This is a genomic window from Pseudomonas sp. R3.Fl, assembly GCF_023516765.1.
Classification (GTDB): domain Bacteria; phylum Pseudomonadota; class Gammaproteobacteria; order Pseudomonadales; family Pseudomonadaceae; genus Pseudomonas; species Pseudomonas citronellolis.
The window spans coordinates 5,764,740-5,786,835 of record NZ_JAMGSO010000001.1; the positions used below are offsets into that span (position 1 = coordinate 5,764,740).

At 66.3% G+C, this 22,096-nt stretch carries 24 protein-coding genes; 21 read left to right on the plus strand and 3 right to left on the minus strand.

The features are described from left to right. Positions 1–97: 97 nt before the first annotated feature. A complete protein-coding gene (locus M8R19_RS25460) occupies positions 98–676 on the minus strand; it encodes a Maf family protein (RefSeq protein WP_074979855.1) in 579 nt (192 codons plus the stop codon). A 110-nt stretch (positions 677–786) separates the two neighbouring features. On the opposite strand from M8R19_RS25460, the gene M8R19_RS25465 reads away from it, so the two are divergent. From M8R19_RS25465 to M8R19_RS25525, 13 genes are all read left to right on the plus strand, one after another. After that, on the plus strand, positions 787–1,317 hold the full coding sequence (locus M8R19_RS25465) for a YceD family protein (protein WP_058488940.1): 531 nt from the start codon (positions 787–789) through the stop codon (positions 1,315–1,317). Positions 1,318–1,330: 13 nt separating this feature from the next. Further along, complete coding sequence (gene rpmF / locus M8R19_RS25470; protein ID WP_009621425.1) at positions 1,331–1,513, plus strand: 50S ribosomal protein L32; 183 nt, start codon at positions 1,331–1,333, stop codon at positions 1,511–1,513. 3 nt (positions 1,514–1,516) lie between these two features. Next, a complete protein-coding gene (plsX, locus tag M8R19_RS25475; RefSeq protein ID WP_283939503.1) occupies positions 1,517–2,524 on the plus strand; it encodes a phosphate acyltransferase PlsX in 1,008 nt (335 codons plus the stop codon). A gap of 205 nt (positions 2,525–2,729) precedes the next feature. After that, the gene (gene fabD / locus M8R19_RS25480) at positions 2,730–3,668 is read left to right on the plus strand and encodes an ACP S-malonyltransferase (RefSeq protein ID WP_249919279.1); all 939 of its coding nucleotides are present in this window, start codon (positions 2,730–2,732) and stop codon (positions 3,666–3,668) included. Positions 3,669–3,683: 15 nt separating this feature from the next. Further along, a complete protein-coding gene (gene fabG / locus M8R19_RS25485) occupies positions 3,684–4,427 on the plus strand; it encodes a 3-oxoacyl-ACP reductase FabG (RefSeq protein ID WP_009621431.1) in 744 nt (247 codons plus the stop codon). 194 nt (positions 4,428–4,621) lie between these two features. Then, the gene (gene acpP / locus M8R19_RS25490; RefSeq protein ID WP_007160597.1) at positions 4,622–4,858 is read left to right on the plus strand and encodes an acyl carrier protein; all 237 of its coding nucleotides are present in this window, start codon (positions 4,622–4,624) and stop codon (positions 4,856–4,858) included. Between the two features lie 128 nt (positions 4,859–4,986). Beyond that, complete coding sequence (fabF, locus tag M8R19_RS25495; RefSeq protein WP_074979846.1) at positions 4,987–6,231, plus strand: beta-ketoacyl-ACP synthase II; 1,245 nt, start codon at positions 4,987–4,989, stop codon at positions 6,229–6,231. Beyond that, positions 6,231–7,046 carry an aminodeoxychorismate lyase gene (gene pabC, locus M8R19_RS25500; protein WP_074979844.1) on the plus strand — a complete coding sequence of 272 codons (816 nt, stop codon included), beginning with the start codon at positions 6,231–6,233 and terminating at the stop codon, positions 7,044–7,046. The genes fabF and pabC overlap by 1 nt, the downstream gene beginning before the upstream one ends. A 6-nt stretch (positions 7,047–7,052) precedes the next feature. Continuing rightward, positions 7,053–8,135, plus strand: a complete 1,083-nt coding sequence (mltG, locus tag M8R19_RS25505) for an endolytic transglycosylase MltG (RefSeq protein WP_249919280.1) — start codon at positions 7,053–7,055, stop codon at positions 8,133–8,135. 21 nt (positions 8,136–8,156) lie between these two features. Next, on the plus strand, positions 8,157–8,789 hold the full coding sequence (tmk, locus tag M8R19_RS25510) for a dTMP kinase (RefSeq protein ID WP_249919281.1): 633 nt from the start codon (positions 8,157–8,159) through the stop codon (positions 8,787–8,789). Continuing rightward, entirely contained in the window at positions 8,782–9,768 is a 987-nt protein-coding gene (locus tag M8R19_RS25515) for a DNA polymerase III subunit delta' (protein WP_249919282.1), read from the plus strand. Before tmk ends, M8R19_RS25515 begins: the two co-directional genes overlap by 8 nt. 34 nt (positions 9,769–9,802) lie before the next feature. Continuing rightward, positions 9,803–10,159 (plus strand): PilZ domain-containing protein, encoded by a 357-nt coding sequence (locus M8R19_RS25520; protein ID WP_009621447.1) that lies wholly within the window; start codon positions 9,803–9,805, stop codon positions 10,157–10,159. A 73-nt stretch (positions 10,160–10,232) separates the two neighbouring features. Continuing rightward, positions 10,233–11,009, plus strand: coding sequence for a TatD family hydrolase (locus M8R19_RS25525; protein WP_074979834.1), 777 nt, complete (start codon positions 10,233–10,235; stop codon positions 11,007–11,009). Between the two features lie 575 nt (positions 11,010–11,584). Here M8R19_RS25525 and M8R19_RS25530 read toward each other — a convergent pair. Then, entirely contained in the window at positions 11,585–12,718 is a 1,134-nt protein-coding gene (locus M8R19_RS25530; protein WP_249919283.1) for an aminotransferase class V-fold PLP-dependent enzyme, read from the minus strand. A gap of 84 nt (positions 12,719–12,802) precedes the next feature. Between M8R19_RS25530 and M8R19_RS25535 the strand changes: the two genes are divergently transcribed. The 5 genes from M8R19_RS25535 to M8R19_RS25555 all read left to right on the plus strand — a co-directional run bounded on the left by M8R19_RS25535 (position 12,803) and on the right by M8R19_RS25555 (position 16,646). Beyond that, positions 12,803–13,441: a TetR/AcrR family transcriptional regulator gene (locus M8R19_RS25535; RefSeq protein WP_009621451.1), complete on the plus strand. Its 639-nt coding sequence runs from the start codon at positions 12,803–12,805 to the stop codon at positions 13,439–13,441. A gap of 83 nt (positions 13,442–13,524) precedes the next feature. Next, the gene (locus M8R19_RS25540) at positions 13,525–14,493 is read left to right on the plus strand and encodes a GTP 3',8-cyclase MoaA (protein ID WP_116424858.1); all 969 of its coding nucleotides are present in this window, start codon (positions 13,525–13,527) and stop codon (positions 14,491–14,493) included. Between the two features lie 29 nt (positions 14,494–14,522). Then, positions 14,523–15,413: a radical SAM protein gene (locus M8R19_RS25545; protein ID WP_249919284.1), complete on the plus strand. Its 891-nt coding sequence runs from the start codon at positions 14,523–14,525 to the stop codon at positions 15,411–15,413. Between the two features lie 64 nt (positions 15,414–15,477). Beyond that, entirely contained in the window at positions 15,478–16,089 is a 612-nt protein-coding gene (locus tag M8R19_RS25550) for a DUF4823 domain-containing protein (protein ID WP_058071007.1), read from the plus strand. Further along, positions 16,086–16,646, plus strand: coding sequence for a DUF1285 domain-containing protein (locus M8R19_RS25555; protein WP_249919285.1), 561 nt, complete (start codon positions 16,086–16,088; stop codon positions 16,644–16,646). Before M8R19_RS25550 ends, M8R19_RS25555 begins: the two co-directional genes overlap by 4 nt. A gap of 361 nt (positions 16,647–17,007) precedes the next feature. Here M8R19_RS25555 and M8R19_RS25560 read toward each other — a convergent pair whose 3' ends face one another. Beyond that, on the minus strand, positions 17,008–18,663 hold the full coding sequence (locus M8R19_RS25560; RefSeq protein ID WP_249919286.1) for an electron transfer flavoprotein-ubiquinone oxidoreductase: 1,656 nt from the start codon (positions 18,661–18,663) through the stop codon (positions 17,008–17,010). 346 nt (positions 18,664–19,009) lie between these two features. Here M8R19_RS25560 and M8R19_RS25565 point away from each other — a divergent pair, with 346 nt between their 5' ends. The 3 genes from M8R19_RS25565 to fabV all read left to right on the plus strand — a co-directional run bounded on the left by M8R19_RS25565 (position 19,010) and on the right by fabV (position 22,088). Next, positions 19,010–19,759 (plus strand): electron transfer flavoprotein subunit beta/FixA family protein, encoded by a 750-nt coding sequence (locus M8R19_RS25565; RefSeq protein WP_249919287.1) that lies wholly within the window; start codon positions 19,010–19,012, stop codon positions 19,757–19,759. After that, the gene (locus M8R19_RS25570) at positions 19,759–20,688 is read left to right on the plus strand and encodes an electron transfer flavoprotein subunit alpha/FixB family protein (protein WP_058071006.1); all 930 of its coding nucleotides are present in this window, start codon (positions 19,759–19,761) and stop codon (positions 20,686–20,688) included. The genes M8R19_RS25565 and M8R19_RS25570 overlap by 1 nt, the downstream gene beginning before the upstream one ends. A gap of 203 nt (positions 20,689–20,891) precedes the next feature. Next, positions 20,892–22,088, plus strand: coding sequence for an enoyl-ACP reductase FabV (gene fabV, locus M8R19_RS25575; protein WP_249919288.1), 1,197 nt, complete (start codon positions 20,892–20,894; stop codon positions 22,086–22,088). Positions 22,089–22,096: the final 8 nt, after the last annotated feature.

The window sequence follows — 22,096 nt, forward strand, 5'->3', positions numbered from 1 at the left end:
AGGAGCGAGCTTGCTCGCGAATAGCCTCGTGGCGGAATCCGTTCGCGAGCAAGCTCGCTCCTACGAAAAGCCGTGCTCGCCTGCAGCGTAGGAGCGGTCAGGGAACCTGTACGCCTTCCGCCAGCAGCATATCCACCAGGCGAATCAGCGGCAGGCCGACCAGGCTGGTGCCATCCTCGCCCTCTGTCGCGCGGAACAGGCTGACGCCCAGGCCCTCGGCCTTGAAGCTGCCGGCGCAATCGAAGGGTTGTTCGGCTTCCAGGTAGCGGTGGATGCGCGCCTCGTCCAGTTCGCGGAAGTGCACGCGGAAGGGGATGCAATCCACCTGGCAGCGGCCGCTGGCGCTGTCCAGCAGGGCCAGGCCGGTGAGGAAGCTGACGCTGCTGCCGCTGGAGGCCTTGAGTTGCTCCATGGCCCGCTCCAGGGTGTGCGGCTTGCCGAGGATCGCCTGGCCCTGGACGGCGGCCTGGTCCGAGCCGATGATCAGGTGCTCGGGAAAGCGCGCCGCCAGCGCCCGCGCCTTGGCTTCGGCGAGGCGGCGCACCAGTTGTTCGGCGCTTTCGCCGGGCAGCGGGCTTTCATCTATATCCGGGCTTGCGCATTCGAAGGGCAGGCGCAGGCGTTGCAGCAATTCGCGGCGGTAGGGCGAGCTTGAGGCGAGAATCAGTGGGCGCATCGGGAGTCTCCTGGGCGAAGTCCGCGATTCTAGCGAAAAGGCTGTCCATACAGCGGTTTATGCCTAATTTCCTTTGACAGGGACGGGGGCATCCCTATAATGGCGCGCTTATGTTGAATGGGCCGATACCACCTCACGTCGATCCGCGCAAATTGGTAGAGCGCGAAGCCACCCTCGAGGGTGTGCTGCCGCTCGCCAGTATGCCGCGGGTTTGCGAACAGCTGACCAGCAGCGAAGGCAACGTCCGGGCGAAGTTTTTCTTCCACCGCGACGAGCAGAAGCTGGCGGTCATGCATGTCGAAGTCGACGCGCAGGTGAGCATGGTATGCCAACGCTGCCTCGAGCCGGCGACCTTCCAGGTCACCAGCGAGTCCGACTTCGCCATCCTCTGGGAAGGCCAGTCTGCCGAAGGGCTGCCGAAGGGGTACGATGCGCTGGAAGTGGGGGAGGAACCCCTCGACCTGCCGCCTCTGGTCGAGGACGAGCTGTTGCTCGCCTTGCCCATCGTTCCGGCCCATGACCCTGAAGAATGCCAGCATCCGGCGGGATTTGCAGCAGCGCCCGAGCCGAGCGAGAACGTGGAAGAACGTCCCAACCCGTTCAGCGTACTGGCGCAGTTGAAGCGTGACCCAAACGTTTAGGAGTTAATCAATCATGGCTGTTCAGCAGAACAAAAAATCCCGTTCCGCTCGTGACATGCGTCGTTCCCACGATGCGCTCGATGCGAACGCTCTGTCCGTGGAAAAGAGCACCGGTGAAGTCCACCTGCGCCACCACGTCTCCCCGGACGGCTTCTATCGCGGCCGCAAGGTCGTAGACAAGGGCTCTGACGAGTAATCCTTGTCCGCACCAATCATCGCGATTGATGCAATGGGTGGGGACTTCGGTCCCCACTGCATTGTTCCGGCCAGCATTTCCTTCCTGGCCCAGCACCCCGCTCTGCAACTGGTCCTCGTCGGCCAGGCTCCCCTCCTCGAAGAACTCTGCACCCGCGTTCCCGCGGTCGACCGCCCGCGCCTGCACATCCAGCACGCCAGCGAAGTCATCGGCATGGACGAACGCCCGTCCCAGGCCCTGCGCAGCAAGCCCGACTCCTCCATGCGCGTCGCCCTGGAACTGGTCCGCGACGGTACGGCCCATGCCTGCGTCAGTGCCGGCAACACCGGCGCGCTGATGGCCCTGTCGCGCTATCTGCTCAAGACCTTGCCGGGCATCGACCGGCCGGCCATGGTCACCGCCGTGCCGACCCAGACCGGGCATTGCCACCTGCTGGACCTGGGAGCGAACGTCGATTGCAGCGCCGAGCACCTCTACCAGTTCGCCGTGATGGGCGCGGTGGCGGCCGAGGCGCTGGGCAAGGCCAACCCGAGGGTGGCGCTGCTCAACGTCGGCACCGAGGAAATCAAGGGCAACCAGCAGGTCAAGCTGGCCTCGACCCTGCTGGAGCAGGCGCGCGGCATCAACTACATCGGCTACATAGAAGGCGATGGCCTGTACCGTGGCCTGGCCGACGTGGTGGTGTGCGACGGTTTCGTTGGCAACATCCTGCTGAAGGCCAGCGAGGGGCTGGCGGCCATGGTGGTCAGCCGCCTGGAGCAACTGTTCGCGTCCAGCCTGTCGGCGAAAGCCATTGGCCTGGTGGCCATGCCGCTGCTGCGCCGCCTGCGCAGCGACCTGACGCCGGCCCGGCACAACGGCGCGAGCTTCCTGGGGCTGCAGGGCATCGTGGTGAAGAGCCACGGCAGCGCGGCCGAGGAGGGCATCCAGAGCGCTCTGCGCCGGGCCCTGGTGGAAATCCGCGAGAACCTGCCGCAGCGGCTCCATGGGCGGCTTGAAAGCCTTCTCTAAGTAGCTGAATAGAAAGGAAATAGAGATTTCTGGCGGTAATGGAAGTATGCTTGCGCACCGCGCTCGCAAGGCCGCCCGGCGAGATGATGTCTTCGCCCTGGCGATGTGACCGCGCGGTCGAGGCCGTCATCCAACTGTCAGTTCCATGCGCCAGGCTGCTGCTGGCGTTACCCTTCGACGAAACAGACACAAGGGACCCGTTGCAATGTCCGCATCCCTCGCATTCGTTTTCCCCGGCCAGGGCTCGCAATCCCTCGGCATGCTGGCCGAGCTGGGCGCGCAGCACGCACTGGTGCGTGACACCTTCGCCGAAGCCTCCGCGGCCCTGGGCTACGACCTCTGGGCGCTGGTGCAGGAAGGCCCGGAAGAGCGCCTGAACCAGACCGACAAGACCCAGCCCGCCATCCTCACCGCCTCCATCGCGCTGTGGCGCCTGTGGCAGGCCGAGGGTGGCGCCGCGCCGGCCTACGTCGCTGGCCACAGCCTGGGCGAGTACTCGGCCCTGGTCGCCGCCGGCAGCCTGGGCTTCGCCGATGCGGTGAAACTGGTCGAGCGCCGCGGCCAATTGATGCAGGAAGCGGTGCCCGCCGGTACCGGCGGCATGGCCGCGATCCTCGGCCTGGAAGACGCCGACGTGCTGGCCGCCTGCGCCGAAGCTGCGCAGGGTGACGTAGTCAGCGCCGTGAACTTCAACGCTCCCGGCCAGGTGGTGATCGCCGGTGCCGCCGCCGCGGTCGAGCGCGCCATCGAGGCTTGCAAGGCGCGTGGCGCCAAGCGCGCCGTGGCGCTGCCGGTCAGCGTGCCGTCGCACTGCGCGCTGATGCGTCCGGCCGCCGAGCGCTTCGCCGAGTCGGTGGAAGCCATCGCCTGGCAGGTTCCGCAGATCGCCCTGGTGCAGAACGTCAGCGCCCAGGTGCCGGCGGACCTCGATACCCTCAAGCGCGACCTTCTGGCGCAGCTGTACAGCCCGGTGCGCTGGGTCGAGACCGTGCAACTGCTCGCCGCCAAGGGCGTGAGCGATCTGGTAGAGTGCGGCCCTGGCAAGGTCCTGGCCGGCCTGAACAAGCGTTGCGCCAAGGGCGTGAACACCCACAATCTGGATTCGGCGGACGCCTTCGCGGCGGCTCGTGCGGCTCTGGCTTGAACAGGAGATAAGAGCATGAGTCTGCAAGGTAAGGTTGCCCTGGTCACCGGCGCGAGCCGCGGCATCGGCCAGGCCATCGCCCTGGAACTGGGCCGCCTGGGCGCCATCGTCATCGGCACCGCCACCAGCGCCTCGGGCGCCGAGAAGATCGCCGAATACCTCAAGGCCAACGGCATCGAAGGCGCCGGCCTGGTCCTGGACGTTTCCAGCGACGAGTCCGTCGCCTCCACCCTCGAACACATCCAGCAGCACCTCGGTCAGCCGCTGATCGTGGTCAACAACGCCGGCATCACCCGTGACAACCTGCTGATGCGGATGAAGGACGACGAGTGGTTCGACGTGGTCAACACCAACCTCAACAGCCTCTACCGTCTGTCGAAAGCCGTGCTGCGCGGCATGACCAAGGCTCGCTGGGGTCGCATCATCAACATCGGCTCGGTGGTCGGCGCCATGGGCAATGCCGGGCAGACCAACTACGCCGCGGCGAAGGCCGGTCTAGAGGGCTTCACCCGCGCCCTGGCGCGCGAAGTGGGCTCCCGTGCCATCACCGTCAACGCGGTGGCCCCGGGCTTCATCGACACCGACATGACCCGCGAGCTGCCCGAAGCCCAGCGCGAAGCGCTGCTCGGCCAGATTCCGCTCGGGCGTCTCGGCCAAGCCGAAGAGATCGCCAAGGTGGTAGGATTCCTCGCCTCCGATGGTGCCGCCTATGTGACCGGCGCCACGGTACCGGTGAATGGCGGAATGTACATGAGCTGAATGTGACCTTACTCTTCGCGGATGTGTCATATGCGCTGTCTAAAATCCGTTATATAGATGCAACTGGGTTATAGACAGAACATCGTGGTGGTCGCGAAGGGGCGTCGGCGTTCAGCTTGAAATGCAGAAAACCCTTTCTATACACTTACCCGCAGCCCAGCTGTACGGATTGTCCATAGGAGTGAAAACAAGGTATGAGCACCATCGAAGAACGCGTCAAGAAGATCGTTGCTGAGCAACTCGGCGTTAAGGAAGAAGAAGTCACCAACAGCGCTTCCTTCGTCGAAGACCTGGGCGCCGACTCCCTTGACACCGTTGAGCTGGTGATGGCTCTGGAAGAGGAATTCGAGACCGAAATCCCCGACGAGCAAGCCGAAAAGATCACCACCGTGCAGGAAGCCATCGACTACATCGTTGCCCACCAGCAATAAGTAGCCGTTTCCGACGGAAGAAGCCGCACGGCCTGCAAAGGCGTGCGGCTTTTCTTTAGCATGGCGCTGGACAGCCCTGGTCGCGGTCCGGCGCCTATGCCGTGTATTCGCAAAATGAGGAAGTCGTAGTGTCGCGCAGACGCGTCGTCATCACTGGCATGGGTATGCTCTCGCCGCTGGGCGTGGACGTGCCGAGTTCCTGGCAGGGTATCCTGGCCGGCCGCAGCGGTATCGCCCCGATCGAGCACATGGACCTTTCCGCCTTTTCCACCCGCTTCGGCGGTTCGGTGAGGGGGTTCGACGTCGAGCAGTACATGTCCGCCAAGGAAGCCCGCAAACTCGACCTGTTCATCCAGTACGGCCTGGCCGCCAGCTACCAGGCGGTGCGCGATTCCGGCCTGGAAGTCAGCGACGCCAACCGCGAGCGCATCGGCGTCGCCATCGGCTCCGGCATCGGCGGCCTGACCAACATCGAGAACACCTGCCGTTCTCTGTTCGAGCAGGGGCCGCGGCGCATTTCGCCGTTCTTCGTGCCCGGCTCGGTCATCAACATGGTTTCCGGGTTCCTGTCGATCAACCTCGGTCTGCAGGGCCCCAACTACGCCATCACCACCGCCTGCACCACCGGCACCCACAACATCGGCATGGCCGCGCGCAACATCGCCTACGGCGAGGCTGACGTGATGGTCGCCGGCGGTTCGGAAATGGCCACCTGCGGCCTGGGCATCGGCGGTTTCGGCGCAGCCCGCGCGCTGTCCACCCGCAACGACGAGCCGGCCAGGGCCAGCCGCCCGTGGGACAGGGACCGCGACGGTTTCGTGCTCTCCGACGGCGCCGGCGCCGTGGTGCTGGAAGAGCTGGAGCACGCCAAGGCCCGCGGCGCGCGCATCTACGCCGAGCTGGTCGGCTTCGGCATGAGCGGCGACGCCTTCCACATGACCGCGCCGCCGGAAGATGGCGCCGGCGCTGCCCGTTGCATGAAGAACGCCCTGCGCGACGCCGGCCTGAACCCGGAGCAGGTCGACTACATCAACGCCCACGGCACCTCCACCCCGGCCGGCGACATCGCCGAGATCTCCGCGGTGAAGTCGATCTTCGGCGAGCACGCCTACAAGCTGTCGATGAGCTCGACCAAGTCCATGACCGGCCACCTGCTCGGTGCCGCCGGCGCGGTGGAAGCCATCTTCTGCATCCTGGCGCTGCGCGACCAGGTGGCGCCGCCGACCATCAACCTGGACAACCCGGACGAAGGCTGCGACCTCGACCTGGTGGCGAACCGGCTCAAGGAGCGCAGCATCGAAGTGGCGGTGTCCAACTCCTTCGGCTTCGGCGGCACCAACGGTTCCCTGGTGTTCCGCCGGTTCAACGGCTGATGTCCGCCTGGGTCGACGGCCGGCCCGCCGAGGCCCTGTCCGTGCGCGATCGCGGGCTGGCCTACGGCGATGGCCTGTTCGAGACCATCGCCGTGCGCGCCGGCCGGCCGCGCCTGCTGGCGCGGCACCTGGCGCGCCTGGAAGAGGGCGCGCGGCGCCTGTTCCTGCCGGTGTCGCTGGCCCAGGTCGAGCAGGAACTGCTGGCCTTCGCCGCGCAACTGGGCGAAGGCGTGGCCAAGCTGATGCTGACCCGCGGCGAAGGCCTGCGCGGTTATGCCGCGCCGGCCGATGCCCAGGTGCGGCGCATCCTCATCGGCTCGCCGGCGCCGGCCTACCCGGCGGCCAATTTCGACGAGGGCATCGCACTTTTCCCCTGCGCCACCCGCCTGGCCGAGCAGCCGTTGCTGGCCGGCCTCAAGCACCTCAACCGCCTGGAGCAGGTCCTGGCCCGCAGCGAGTGGAGCGACCCGGCCTTCGCCGAGGGGCTGATGCGCGACCAGGGCGGGCGCGTGGTCGAAGGCGTATTCAGCAACCTGTTCCTGGTCCGCGACGGCCAATTGATCACGCCCGAACTGAGCCGCTGCGGAGTGGCCGGGGTGATGCGCGCCGAACTGCTGGAATGGGCGGCGGGGCAGGGCATTCCCACTGCGGTTCGGGATGTTGCCTACGCCGAACTGTTGCAGGCCGATGAGGTCTTTCTCTGCAACAGCCTCTATGGTGTCTGGCCGGTGCGTCGACTCGAAGCCCATGCCTGGCCGGTCGGGGCGATCACCCGTAAACTGCAAGCCCACTTCCGCGAACGCCTGGATTCCTGACCTGTGATGCGCAAATTGCTGGTGCTGCTGGAAAGCGGCCTGCTGTTGGCCGGGCTGTTGCTCGGCCTGGCCGGCTGGGAGCAGCGCCGGGCCCTGCAGCAGCCGCTGCAGCTGACCGAAGAACGCCTGCTGGACGTCCCTTCCGGCGCCACCCCGGGGGCGCTGCTGACGCGCCTGCAGGACGAGGAAGTGCTGCACGGCGCCTTCTGGCTGCGCCTGTACTGGCGCTTCAACCTGGCCGGGCAGGCCCTGCACAGTGGCGAATACCGGCTCAAGCCGGGGATGAGCGGCGATGACCTGCTGGAACTGTGGCGCGAAGGCGAGGTGGTGCAGTACAGCCTGACCCTGGTCGAGGGCTGGACCTTCCACCAGTTCCGCGAACTGCTGGCGCGCCAGCCCAAGCTGGAAGCCACCCTGGCCGGCCTGAGCGACGAAGAGGTGATGACGCGCCTGGGCAAGGCCGGCGTCGTGCCCGAGGGGCAGTTCTTCCCGGACACCTACCGCTACGTCCGCGGCATGCGCGACATCGACCTGCTCAAGCTGGCCTACCAGCGCATGGAGCGCATCCTCGACCAGGAGTGGCAGGCCCGCAGCGGCGACCTGCCCTACAAGGACCCGTACCAGGCGCTGATCATGGCTTCGCTGATCGAGAAGGAAACCGGTGTGCCCCAGGAGCGCCAGCAGATCGCCGGGGTCTTCGTGCGCCGCCTGCAGAAGAACATGCTGCTGCAGACCGACCCGACCGTGATCTACGGCATGGGCGAGCGCTACAACGGCAAGATCAGCCGCGCCGACCTGCGCGAGCCCACCCCCTACAACACCTATCTGATCGCCGGCCTGCCGCCGACGCCGATCGCCATGCCCGGGCGCGAGGCGATCCACGCCGCGCTCAACCCGGCCAATGGCCAGAGCCTGTATTTCGTCGCCCGTGGCGATGGCAGCCACGTGTTTTCCGACAACCTCGACGACCACAACAAGGCGGTGCAGGAATACCAGATGAAGCGGCGCGCGGACTACCGGTCCAGCCCTGCGCCGATTCCCGCACCGGCGCCGGCGGAGGCTCCCGAGCAACCGCCGGCGCAGCAGTAGCACAGACAGAAGGAGAGCCGAGTGAGCGGCCTGTTCGTCACCCTGGAAGGCCCCGAAGGCGCGGGCAAGACCACCAACCGCGAGTACCTGGCCGAGCGCCTGCGCGAACGCGGCGTGGAAGTGCAGCTGACCCGCGAGCCCGGCGGCACGCCGCTGGCCGAGCGCATCCGCGACCTGCTGCTGGCCCCCAGTGACGAGCCGATGGCGGTGGATACCGAGCTGCTGCTGATGTTCGCCGCCCGCGCCCAGCACATCGCCCAGGTCATCCGCCCGGCCCTGGCCCGCGGCGCCGTGGTGCTCTGCGACCGCTTCACCGACGCCACCTACGCCTACCAGGGTGGCGGCCGCGGCCTGCCGGAGTCGCGCATCGCCGAGCTGGAACGCTTCGTCCAGGGCGACCTGCGCCCGGACCTGACGCTGGTCTTCGACCTGCCGGTGGAAGTCGGCCTGGCCCGCGCGGCCGCCCGTGGCCGCCTGGACCGCTTCGAGCAGGAAGGCCGTGAATTCTTCGAGGCGGTGCGCCAGACCTACCTGCGTCGCGCCGCCGCCGAGCCGCGGCGCTACCAGGTGCTCGACGCCGCGCAGCCACTGGCGCGCGTGCAGGCCGACATCGAGGCCCTGCTGCCGAACCTGCTGGAGCGCCTGCATGGCTGAGACCTATCCCTGGCAGGCCACGCTCTGGCAGCAGCTCAGCGGCCGCCCGCGGCATGCCCACGCCTACCTGCTGCACGGCCCGGCCGGCATCGGCAAGCGTGCCCTGGCTGACAACCTGGTGGCCCTGCTGCTCTGTCAGCACCCCGCCGGCGGCCGCGCCTGTGGCCAGTGCAAGGGCTGCCAGCTGCTGGCCGCCGGCACCCATCCGGACTTCTTCCTGCTGGAGCCGGAAGAGCCGGAGAAGCCGATCCGCGTCGACCAGGTCCGCGAACTGGTGGACTTCGTGGTGCAGACTGCGCAGCTGGGCGGGCGCAAGGTGGTGCTGCTGGAACCGGCCGAGGCGATGAACCTCAACTCCGCCAACGCCCTGCTCAAGAGCCTGGAGGAGCCCTCCGGCGATACCGTGCTGCTGCTGATCAGCCACCAGCCCAGCCGCCTGCTGCCGACCATCAAGAGCCGCTGCGTGCAGCAGGCCTGCCCGCAGCCGAGCGCCGAGCAGAGCCGCGCCTACCTGGCCAGCGTGCTGCCCGGCGAGGACGCCGCCGCGCTCGACGAACTGCTGGTCCTGGCCGGCGGCTCGCCGCTGACCGCCCAGCGCCTGTACGGCCAGGGCGTGCGCGAACAGCGCGCGCTGGTGGTGGAGGGCGTGAAGAAGCTGCTCAAGCAGCAGATCGCCCCCGGCCAGTTGGCGGAGAGCTGGAACGCCGTGCCGCTGCCGCTGCTGTTCGACTGGTTCTGCGACTGGGCGCTGGGCATCCTGCGCTACCAGCTGACCCGCGACGAAGCGGGGCTGGGCCTGGCGGACATGCGCAAGGTGGTGCAGTACCTGGCGGAGAAGTCCACGCAGCCCAAGGTCATGGCGATCCAGGACTGGTTGCTGGAGCACCGGCAGAAAGTCCTGAACAAGGCCAACCTCAACCGTGCCCTGCTTCTCGAAGCCCTGCTCGCGCAGTGGGCAAGCCTGCCGGGGCCGGGCTAGAATCGGCCAATCGGATCATCGCTAGGACAGCCGCATGAGCTTGCCACCGAACCTGGGACCGCGTAACGGTATCCTGTCCCTGACCATCAAGGACAAGTCCGTACTCTATGCCGCGTACATGCCGTTCATCCGCAACGGCGGGCTGTTCATCCCGACCAACAAGACCTACAAGCTGGGCGACGAGGTCTTCATGCTGCTCAACCTGATGGACGAGCCGGAGAAGATCCCGGTGGCCGGCAAGGTGGTCTGGATTACCCCGAAGGGCGCCCAGGGCAACCGCGCCGCGGGCATCGGCGTGCAGTTCAACGACGGCGACAACACCGCGCGCAACAAGATCGAGACCTACCTGGCCGGGGCGCTGAAGTCCGACAGGCCGACCCACACCATGTAATCCGCGGCAGACGTACCGTCGAACGCAGGAGGCGCCCGAAGGGGCGCTTCGTCATTTCCGGAGTAGCCTTTCCATGCTCGTCGATTCCCATTGCCACCTCGACCGCCTCGACCTGGCCGCCCACGGCGGCTCGCTCGACGCCGCCCTGGACGCCGCGCGCGCCCGGGGCGTCGGGCAGTTCCTGTGCATCGGCGTCAGCGCCGACAACGCCAGGGCGGTCAAGGACCTGGCCGAGCGCTACGCCGACGTGCACTGCTCGGTGGGCGTCCACCCGCTGGACCTGGAACCCGGCGCAGCCCCGGCCCTGGACTGGCTGCTGGCCGAACTGAATCACCCACGGGTGGTGGCCATCGGCGAAACCGGCCTGGACTACCACTACGAACCCGAAGCCGCCGAACTGCAGCAGGAAGCCTTCCGCCTGCACCTGGAAGCGGCGAAGCTCACCGGCAAGCCGGTCATCGTCCACACCCGCGAGGCCCGCGCCGACACCCTGGCGCTGCTGCGCGAGGCGGCGCTGCCCCAGGCCGGCGTGCTGCACTGCTTCACCGAGGACTGGGAAATGGCCAAGGCGGCCCTGGACATCGGTTTCTACATCTCGCTGTCGGGCATAGTCACCTTCCGCAACGCCGAAGCCCTGCGCGAAGTGGCCCGCCAGGTACCGGCCGACCGCCTGCTGGTGGAAACCGATTCGCCGTACCTGGCGCCGGTACCGCACCGCGGCAAGCCGAACCTGCCGGAGTATGTGCGCGAGGTGGCTGAGTACCTGGCTGTGCTGCGGGGGGTGAGTTTCGAGGTGTTGGCTGAGCAGACTACGGCTAATTTCAGGCGGTTGTTCCCGTTGGCGGCGTGATGCTCGGTGGTTCGTGCCACCGGCTAGCTCCATGCACGGCGAGCCCAATCGCGGACGGAGTCCGCTCCTACGACCGTGCTTTCCTGGACCCTCTGCGGACGTCTCCGGGGCGCCGAGGCGCTCTTCGTAGGATGGGTTGAGCCTTGGCGAAACCCATGCGGTCGTGGTGATGGGTATCGCTTCGCTCAACCCATCCTACGGGGTGTCATATTTGCCGGAAGGTGTAGGAGCGGACTCCGTCCGCGATTCGGCGGATAACGCCCTACGGCTTTACAGAAAGAGGGCACACAACCCCAATTATTTCACGCACATAAAAAAAACCCGGGTTCTGGGGGATGAATCCGGGTCAAGACCATTAGGAGTGTAACAATAAGGTACGCGATCCTCGGTACCTTCACTGGCGGGGCACTTGGGGGGAGATGCCGCACACCAGTAAGTTGAAGTATTGGCCAAGATGGCAGAGCTTCCACAACCACCCGGCGGTTTTTTAAACAGATTTGGAATACTGCCGGGCCCATGGCCTGCCATTTGCCGCTTGCCAGCGGGGCCAGGCCCCCTGGCTCGCGGGTTGCGGCTTATTCCCGGGCCAGGGCCGAGATGATGGCCAATGTGTCCTCTATCACGTTTTCCGGCGTGTAGAAGTGCGGCGAGAAGCGCACCCCGGCGCCGCGCTGGATGCAGACTACCTGTTCGGCCTTCAGCCGCTCGTGCAGGCGGGCGTTGTCCCAGCCGTCGAGGCTGAAGGTCAGGATGCCGGCCCGGCGCTCGGGTTGCAGCGGGCTGTGCAGGCGCGCTCCGGGGATGCCTTTCAGGCCATCTTGCAAGGCCTGTACCCGTTCGGCCAGGGCTGCGCCGACCGCCGGCATGCCGAATTCCTCCAGCAGCCCCAGGCTGGCGTCCAGGGCCACGGCACCGAGCATGTTCGGGCTGCCGCATTCGAAGCGCCGTGCGCTGCGCGCCGGCTGCCAATCGGTCTGGTTGTAGTTGCCGGCGTTCTCCAGCATGTGCCAGCCGTATTCCTGCAGCGACAGTAGGTCGCGCTCGGCGGCGCGGCAGTAGAACACCCCCAGGCCCTCGGGGCCGAGCATCCACTTGTGGCCGTCGGCCATGGCGAAGGCGCAGTCGTAGGCCTGGGCGTCGAAGGGCAGGGCGCCCAGTTGCTGGATGGCATCGATGCAGAACAGCACACCACGCTGGCGGCAGCCGGCGCCGAGGCGCTCCAGGTCCATGCGCAGGCCGCTGGCGTACTGCACGGCGCTGATCGACAGCAGGCGCGTGCGCGGCCCGCAGGCGGCCAGCAGGTCGGCCTCGGGATCGGCGCCTTCCAGGCTCACCTGGATGACCTCCACCCCGCGGGGTTTCAGGGCTTCCCAGACGACGCGGTTGGAGGGGAATTCCTGGTCGCTGATCACCACCTGGTCGCCGGGGCGCCAGTCGAGTCCGAAGGCCACGAAGGAAAGGGCTTCGGACGTATTCTTCACCAGGGCGACGTCGCCCGTGGTGGCGGCGCCGACCAGCTGCGCAAGGCGCTGGCGCAGGCGGTTCTCCACCTGCAGCCACTGCGGATAGTCGCGCGCTCCCAGGCGGATGTTCTCGCTGGCGAAGGCGGCGACGGCGTCGGCGCTACGCTTGGGCCAGGGCGCCACGGCGGCGTGGTTCAGGTAGCGCAGGCCGGGTTCCTGGGGAAACTCGAAAGAAAGCGGATTCATGGCGGATGTTCCGTGCATTTTGTCGCTGAATAGGCATAATACGCGGCTCCGGATTTTGACTATTTTTGACCGAACAGTCTTTTTATGCAGAAAGAGCCACGCAAGGTTCGCGAATTCCGTCGTCGCGAACAGGAGATCCTCGACACCGCCCTCAAGCTGTTCCTTGAGCAGGGCGAAGACAGTGTCACGGTCGAGATGATCGCCGATGCCGTGGGTATCGGCAAAGGCACCATCTACAAGCACTTCAAGTCGAAGGCGGAGATCTACCTGCGCCTGATGCTCGACTACGAGCGCGACCTGGCGGCGCTGTTCCACTCCGAGGACGTCGCCCGCGACAAGGAACGCCTGTCGCGCGCCTACTTCGAGTTCCGCATGCGCGATCCGCAGCGCTACCGCCTGTTCGACCGCCTGGAAGAGAAGGTGGTGAAGAACAGCCAGGTGCCGGAGATGGTCGAGGAACTGCACAAGATCCGCGAATCCAACTTCGAGCGCTTGAGTCAGTTGATCAAGGAGCGCATCGCCGCCGGCAAGCTGGAGGACGTTCCCGCGTACTTCCACTACTGCGCGGCCTGGGCCCTGGTGCACGGCGCCGTGGCGCTGTACCACTCGCCGTTCTGGCGCGAGGTGCTGGAGGACCAGGAGGGCTTCTTCCAGTTCCTCATGGACATCGGCGTGCGCATGGGCAACAAGCGCAAGCGCGACGGCGACACCCCTGCCGCCTGAGCCAATGCCGGCGGCGCTTTCGGGCCGCCGCCGCGGCCCGGCGGGGATATACTGACAGAACCACTCTCCGCCGGAGTCGATCGATGATCGTCGACCGCCAGGGCAGGCGCTTCCGCAACCTGCGCGTCAGCCTTACCGCCGCCTGCAACTACGCCTGCACCTATTGCGTGCCGGACGGCAAGCGCCTGGTCGCCGCGCAGGACGAGCTGTCCGCGCAGAGCCTGGTGCGCGGCGTGGCCTACCTGATCGAGGCCGCCGGCATCGAACGCCTGCGCGTCACCGGCGGCGAACCCCTGGTCAGCCCCAAGCTCGACGAATTCCTGCATGGCGTCAGCCGCCTGGGCCTGAAGGACATCAGCCTGACCAGCAACGGCCAGCTGCTTTCGCGCAAGCTGCCGCTGCTGCTGGAATGCGGCATCCGCCGGCTGAACGTCTCCCTCGACACCCTGGACGCCGCGGCCTTCCGCGGCATCGCCCGCGGCGGCGACCTGGCCACGGTGCTCAAGGGGTTGGACGAAGCCAGCGCCGCGGGCATGAAGGTCAAGGTCAACATGGTGCCGCTGCGCGGGCAGAACCTCGACCAGGTCGTCCCGCTACTGGACTACTGCCTGGCGCGCGGCTTCGAACTGCGCTTCATCGAGCTGATGCGCATGGGCCACCTGGCCCGCGACGGCAACGCCTTCGCCAGCCAGTTCGTCGGCCTGCGGGAACTGCTCGAACTGATCGGCCGCGACCATCCCTACATCCAGGCCGACGCCCCGGTGGACGCCACCGCGCTGCGCTACGAAGTGCCTGGGCAGGGCTTCTTCGGCGTGATCGCCAACGAAAGCGTACCCTTCTGCCGCACCTGCTCGCGCCTGCGCCTGTCCTCCACCGGCTGGCTGCACGGCTGCCTGTCCTCCAGCAACCGCCACTACGTCGGCGACCTGCTCGACAAGCCGCGCCACCAGGCCCTGCCGGCACTGCAGCGGCTGCTGGTGAAGGCCCTGGCGGACAAGCAGGAAGTGGCCTTCTCCGGCGGCGTCACGGTGATGAAGATCATCGGCGGCTGAAACCCGACATTCCCCAAGCCAAGCGATCCATGCACGACTTCCCCATTTCCTATATCGAACCGGTGTTCCGCCCGCCGAGCGAGGCGCATTCGCTGATCCTGCCGGTGACCAACGGCTGTTCCTGGAACCAGTGCGGGTTCTGCGAGATGTATACGCAGCCGCAGAAGAAGTTCCGCGCCCGCGACGAGGCCGAAGTGCTGGAGGAGATCCGCCGCTGCGGCGAGCGCCTGATCGTCCAGCGCGTGTTCCTCGCCGACGGCGATGCCCTGGTGCTGCCGACGCGGCGCCTGCTGAACGTCCTGCGGGCGATCCGCGAGCACCTGCCGGAGGTGCGGCGGGTGTCCAGCTATTGCCTGCCGCGCAACCTGCGCAAGAAGTCGGTGGCGGAGCTGAAGGAACTGGCCGACGCCGGGCTGGGCATGGCCTACGTCGGCGCCGAGTCCGGCGACGACGAGGTGCTGGCGCGGGTGAACAAGGGCGAGACCTACGCCTCGACCCTCGATGCCCTGGACAAGCTCGGCCAGGCCGGCATCAAGCGCTCGGTGATGATCCTCAACGGCCTCGGCGGCCAGGGCCTGAGCGAGCAGCACGCGGACAACTCGGCGCGCCTGATGAACGCCGCGCAGCCGGAGTTCCTCTCCACCCTGGTGGTCAGCTTCCCCACCGGCGAGCAGCGTTTCCGCGAAGGCTTCCCCGACTTCCAGCCGTTGGGCCAGGCCCAGCTGTTCGCCGAGGTCGAGCGCCTGCTGCAGGGCCTGGAGCTGCGCGACACCGTGTTCCGCAGCGACCACGCCTCCAACTACCTGGTGCTCAAGGGTGTGCTCGGCGCCGACAAGCCGCGCCTGCTGGCCCAGGTGCGAGAGGCCATCGAACGGCCGCAGCAGGCGAAGCTGCGCCAGGAATGGCAGCGCGGCCTGTGATGGCGCGGAAGCTGCATCCGTCCGGCCAACGCCGGTTTTTCGACGCCGGCCGCGGAGAGATCGAATGCGCTACCTGTTGTTGACCCTGGCCCTGGCTGCGCTGGCCGGCTGCATGAAGCCCAGCGACATGGCCGAACGCACCGGCTACTACATGGGCGATGCCGGCTTCCTCGACCACAGCCACACCCGCCGCACGGGGAACTGGCGGGTGCAGCCGGATTCCTTCATCTACATCGCCCAGGGGCACTTCGTGCCGCCGGGGCATCCCTATGCGCGGCCCAACGTGGTGGCGGAGGAGGCCTTCAAGGGCTTCGTCGAATACTTCCCGCAGGTGCGCCGGGCCAAGGCCCCGGAGGGCCTGGACGAGGCCATGCAGGAGGCGCGGGCGGCCGGCGCCGACTACCTGCTGTACACGCGCTTCGCCCGTGGCGAGGACAATGTGGGAAACTGGGAAGAGTACGAAGACACCGACAATGACGTCGGACGTGACCGCAGCGTGATCCAGGTGATGCTGATCGACACCGGCAACCGCTTCCTGCTGGACAGCGCCACCATCCGCAGCCGCGGCGGTTTCCTGACGTTCTACGACGCCCGGCCCGAGGACCTGATCGGGCCGCCGCTGGAAGACTACGCCCGCAGCCTGCTGGGGGTGAAGGCGACCGAGGAGTTCCAATGACCGATACAGGCAAGGCCGGCGACCTGCTGGCGCAGATTCCCGCCAGCAAGGGCCTGCCGCCCGTGCACCTGTGGAACCCGCCGTTCTGCGGCGACATCGATATGCGCATCGCCCGCGATGGCACCTGGTACTACCTGGGCACGCCCATCGGGCGCAAGCCGATGGTCAGGCTGTTCTCCAGCATCATCCGCCGCGATGGCGACGACTACTTCCTGATCACCCCGGTGGAGAAGTGCGGCATCCGCGTCGACGACGCGCCTTTCGTCGCCGTGACGCTGAGCGTGGAAGGGCAGGGCGAGGCTCAGCAACTGCGCTTCACCAGCAACGTCGAGGACGAGTTCGTCGCCGGCCCCGAACACCCGATCCGCGTCGACATCGACCCGCAGACCCAGGAACCGGCGCCCTACGTGCTGGTGCGCAGCAACCTGGAGGCGCTGATCCACCGCAACGTCTTCTACCAACTGGTCGAACTGGCCGTGCCGCGCCTGATCGATGGCCGGGAATGGCTGGGCGTGTGGAGTGGCGGCGAGTTCTTCGCCATCGGCCCGCAGCCGTGACCGGTGGGTCCCGGAGCGGCCGGTAGTTCGCGGAAGGTGTCGCTACAGCGGTTGGGGCCTCAAGCCCCTGCGCCCGCACTCCTTGTAGGAGCGCGCCCTGCGCGCGATTCGCGGGCAGGGCCCGCTCCTACAGTCCAGCAACTGTCTTGCCGGCTGCGCCGAGGTGCTCTTCGTAGGAGCGAGCTTGCTCGCGAATGAGCCCTGCAACGGAGTCTGTTCGCGAGCAAGCTCGCTCCTACGAAAAGCCGTGCTCGCCTGCAATGTAGGAGCGGACTCCGGCCGCGCCAGGTTTGCTCTTACGACAGGCACAAAAAACGCCGTTTCCTGTGAGGGAAACGGCGTTCTTCATTACACGGCGGCCTTACATGTTGGGATAGTTCGGCCCGCCGGTGCCTTCCGGGGCGATCCAGGTGATGTTCTGCGCCGGGTCCTTGATGTCGCAGGTCTTGCAGTGCACGCAGTTCTGCGCGTTGATCTGGAAGCGCTTGCTGCCGTCGTCGTTGCTCACCACTTCGTACACGCCGGCCGGGCAGTAGCGCTGCGCGGGCTCGTCGTAGAGCGGCAGGTTCTTGGCGATCGGCACGCTCGGGTCGGTCAGCTTGAGGTGGATCGGCTGGTCTTCCTCGTGGTTGGTGTTGGAGAGGAACACCGAGGAGAGCTTGTCGAAGCTGAGCTTGCCGTCCGGTTTCGGGTAGTCGATCTTCGGCGCTTCGCTGGCCTTCTTCAGGCTGGCGTAGTCCGGGGTGGTGTCGTGCAGGGTGACCGGGATCTTGCCGCCGAAGAAGTTCTGGTCGATGAAGTTGAAGGCACCGCCGCCGATGGCGCCGAACTTGTGGATGGCCGCGCCGAAGTTGCGGCTGCGGAACAGCTCGTCGTACAGCCAGCTGGCCTTGAAGGCGTCCACGTAGTTGCTCAGCTCGTCGCCGCCTTCACGGCCGGCGGCCAGGGCTTCGGCGATGGCCTCGGCGGCCAGCATGCCGGACTTCATGGCGGTGTGGCTGCCCTTGATCTTGGCGAAGTTCAGGGTGCCCAGGTCGCAGCCGATCAGCGCGCCGCCGGGGAAGACCATCTTCGGCAGCGAGTTCAGGCCGCCCTTGCAGATGGCGCGGGCGCCGTAGGCCACGCGCTTGCCGCCTTCGAGGTACTGCTTGATCACCGGGTGGTGCTTGTAGCGCTGGAACTCGTCGAAGGGCGACAGGTGCGGGTTGCTGTAGGACAGGTCGATGATCAGGCCGACCACCACCTGGTTGTTCTCCAGGTGATAGAGGAAGGAGCCGCCCGGGTTGTCGTCGTTCAGCGGCCAGCCGGCGGTGTGCACCACCAGGCCCTGGTCGTGCTTGGCCGGGTCGATGTCCCAGATTTCCTTGATGCCGATGCCGTAGTGCTGGGCGTCGGCTTCGCTGTCGAGCTTGTACTTCCTGATCAACTGTTTGCCGATGTGGCCACGGCAGCCTTCGGCGAACAGGGTGTACTTGGCGCGCAGCTCCATACCCGGGGTGTAGTACCCTTCTTTCGGATTGCCCTCACGGTCGACGCCCAGGTCGCCGGTGACGATGCCACGGACCACGCCGTTCTCGTCGATCAGCGCTTCCTGGGCGGCGAAGCCCGGGTAGATCTCGACGCCCAGGCCCTCGGCCTGCTGGGCCAGCCAGCGGCACAGGTTGCCCAGGGAGATGATGTAGTTGCCCTCGTTGTGCATGGTCTTGGGCACGAAGAAGTTCGGCACCTTGGTGGCGGCCTGGTCGTTCTTCAGGACGTAGATGTCGTCGCGCTTGACCGGAGTGTTCAGCGGGGCTTCGAGTTCCTTCCAGTTGGGGAACAGCTCGTTCAGCGCGCGGGGCTCGAACACGGCGCCGGAGAGGATGTGGGCGCCTACTTCGGAACCCTTCTCGACCACGCAGACGCTGATTTCCTGACCCGCGTCGGCGGCCTTCTGCTTCAGTCGGCATGCGGCGGACAGACCGGCAGGGCCGGCGCCGACGATGACGACGTCGAATTCCATGTATTCGCGTTCCACTTCTCGATCTCTCCTAACTCAAGGCTCTACAGGCTATTTGTTGGTATGGGGCCGGGGGCGCTACCCCGGACAGAGCGGGGCGCAATTATAGCGACAGGGCCCAGCATAGTTATACCCCCCGTTTTGGGCAATACAAACGTTTGTTTGAAATGCGCGGAAGCCTGATAGAATCGGCTTCCGCGCCTTATGAACGGGCATTCACGCGTATTGACCCGACAGGGCGATGCGGTCAAGATAGCCACGGTTTTGCGGTCGCGGTCTCGCTGGATGTAGTCGCAGATGGCGTGCACTACCGGCCAGGCCTGTCTGGCGACATTCCTATTCACCGGAGAAAAACGAGGAATCCATGAAGGTTCTTGTAGCTGTCAAACGAGTGGTTGACTATAACGTCAAGGTCCGCGTCAAGGCGGACAACTCCGGCGTCGATCTCGCCAACGTGAAAATGTCCATGAACCCCTTCTGCGAAATCGCCGTGGAAGAGGCCGTGCGTCTGAAGGAAAAAGGCGTCGCCACTGAAATCGTCGCCGTCTCCGTCGGCCCGACCGCGGCCCAGGAACAACTGCGCACCGCCCTGGCTCTGGGCTCCGATCGCGCCATCCTGGTCGAGACCAACGAAGAACTGAGCTCCCTGGCCATCGCCAAGGCGCTGAAAGCCGTGGTCGACAAAGAGCAGCCGCAGCTGGTCATCCTCGGCAAGCAGGCTATCGACAGCGACAACAACCAGACCGGCCAGATGCTCGCCGCGCTGACCGGCTACGCCCAGGGCACCTTCGCCTCCAAGGTCGAAGTGGCTGGCGACAAGGTCAACGTCACCCGTGAAATCGACGGCGGTCTGCAGACCGTTGCGCTGAACCTGCCGGCGATCGTCACCACCGACCTGCGCCTGAACGAGCCGCGCTACGCGTCGCTGCCGAACATCATGAAAGCGAAGAAGAAGCCGCTGGACGTGGTGACCCCGGACGCCCTCGGCGTTTCCACCGCTTCCACCGTGAAGACCCTGAAAGTGGAAGCTCCGGCTGCCCGCAGCGCCGGCATCAAGGTCAAGTCCGTGGCTGAACTGGTCGAGAAACTGAAGAACGAGGCGAAAGTAATCTGATGGCTATCCTGGTAATCGCTGAGCACAACAACGGCGTCCTGGGCGCTGCCACCCTGAACACCGTCGCTGCCGCACAGAAGATCGGTGGCGATGTCGCCGTGCTGGTCGCCGGCCAGAACGTCGGCGCCGTGGCCGAAGCCGCCGCCAAGATCGCGGGCGTTGCCAAGGTGCTGGTCGCCGACAACGCCGCCTACGCCCACCAACTGCCGGAGAACGTCGCTCCGCTGGTGGCCGACCTCGGCAAGGGCTACAGCCACATCCTGGCCGCCGCCACCACCAACGGCAAGAACTACCTGCCGCGCGTCGCCGCGCTGCTGGACGTCGACCAGATCTCCGAGATCATCGACGTGGTCAGCGCCGACACCTTCAAGCGCCCGATCTACGCCGGCAACGCCATCGCCACCGTGCAGTCCTCGGCCCCGGTCAAGGTCATCACCGTGCGCACCACCGGCTTCGACGCCGTCGCCGCCGAAGGCGGTTCGGCTGCCGTCGAGCAGGTTTCCGGCCCAGCCGATGCCGGCAAGTCCGCCTTCGTCGGCGAAGAGCTGGCCAAGTCCGACCGTCCGGAACTGACCGCCGCCAAGATCGTGGTCTCCGGTGGCCGCGGCATGGGCAACGGCGACAACTTCAAGATCCTCTACGCCCTGGCCGACAAGCTGGGCGCCGCCGTCGGTGCTTCCCGCGCCGCCGTCGACGCCGGTTTCGTGCCGAACGACATGCAGGTCGGCCAGACCGGCAAGATCGTCGCCCCGCAGCTGTACATCGCCGTGGGCATCTCCGGTGCCATCCAGCACCTGGCGGGCATGAAGGACTCGAAAGTCATCGTCGCCATCAACAAGGACGAAGAGGCGCCGATCTTCCAGGTCGCCGACTACGGCCTGGTGGGCGATCTGTTCGAGCTCGTACCGGAGCTGGAAAAGGCCGTCTGAGCCTGAACCGCTGACGAAGGAACCCGCTCCCAGGAGCGGGTTCTTTCATTTCGGGCCCCTGGTTTCCCGTGTTCGCCGCAGGGGATGACCCACTGGTCACGAATCTTCTCCCGGTTGCGCCCAAGAGAAGGTGTCTCATCTACAATGCGCAACGTCTTCAGTACCTGAACCTGTTCTAACGGCACCTGGCAAACGAGGTTTTCATGATCATCAAACCGCGCGTGCGTGGCTTCATCTGCGTCACTACCCATCCGACCGGCTGCGAAGCCAACGTCAAGGAACAGATCGAGTACGTCGAGGCGCATGGCCCCATCGCCAACGGTCCGAAGAAGGTCCTGGTGATCGGCTCGTCCACCGGCTACGGCCTGGCCGCGCGCATCAGCGCCGCCTTCGGCGCCGGCGCCGCCACCCTGGGCGTGTTCTTCGAGCGCCCGGGCAGCGAGACCAAGGCTGGCACCGCCGGCTGGTACAACTCGGCGGCCTTCGAGAAGTTCGCCCACGCCAAGGGCCTGTACGCCCGCAGCATCAATGGCGACGCCTTCTCCGACGCGGTGAAGAAAGCCACCATCGAAACCATCAGGCAGGACCTGGGCAAGGTCGACCTGGTGGTCTACAGCCTGGCTGCCCCGCGCCGCACCCATCCGAAGACCGGCGAAGTCTTCAACTCGGTGCTCAAGCCGGTGGGCAAGGCCGTCAACTTCCGCGGCCTGGATACCGACAAGGAAGTGATCAAGGAAAGCGTGATGGAGCCGGCGACCCCCGAGGAGATCGCCAACACCGTCGCGGTGATGGGTGGCGAAGACTGGCAGATGTGGATGGACGCGCTGCAGGAGGCCGGCGTACTGGCCGATGGCGTGAAGACCACCGCCTTCACCTACCTGGGCGAAGAGATCACCCACGACCTGTACTGGAACGGCTCCATCGGCGCGGCCAAGAAGGACCTGGACCAGAAGGTCCTGGGCATTCGCGAGAAGCTGGCCGCCACCGGCGGTGACGCCCGCGTGTCGGTGCTCAAGGCCGTGGTCACCCAGGCCAGCTCGGCCATCCCGATGATGCCGCTGTACCTGTCGCTGCTGTTCAAGGTGATGAAGGAGAAGGGCACCCACGAGGGTTGCATCGAGCAGGTCGACGGCCTGTTCCGCGACAGCCTCTACGGCAGCCAGCCGCACCTGGACGCCGACGGCCGCCTGCGCGCCGACTACAAGGAGCTGCAGCCGGACGTGCAGGACAAGGTGAAGACGCTGTGGAACCAGGTGACCAACGAGAACCTGTACCAGCTGACCGACTTCACCGGCTACAAGACCGAGTTCCTGCGCCTGTTCGGCTTCGAGATCGCCGGCGTGGACTACGAGCAGGACGTCAATCCGGACGTGCAGATTCCCGGTCTGATCCAGCTTTAAGCGCTGAT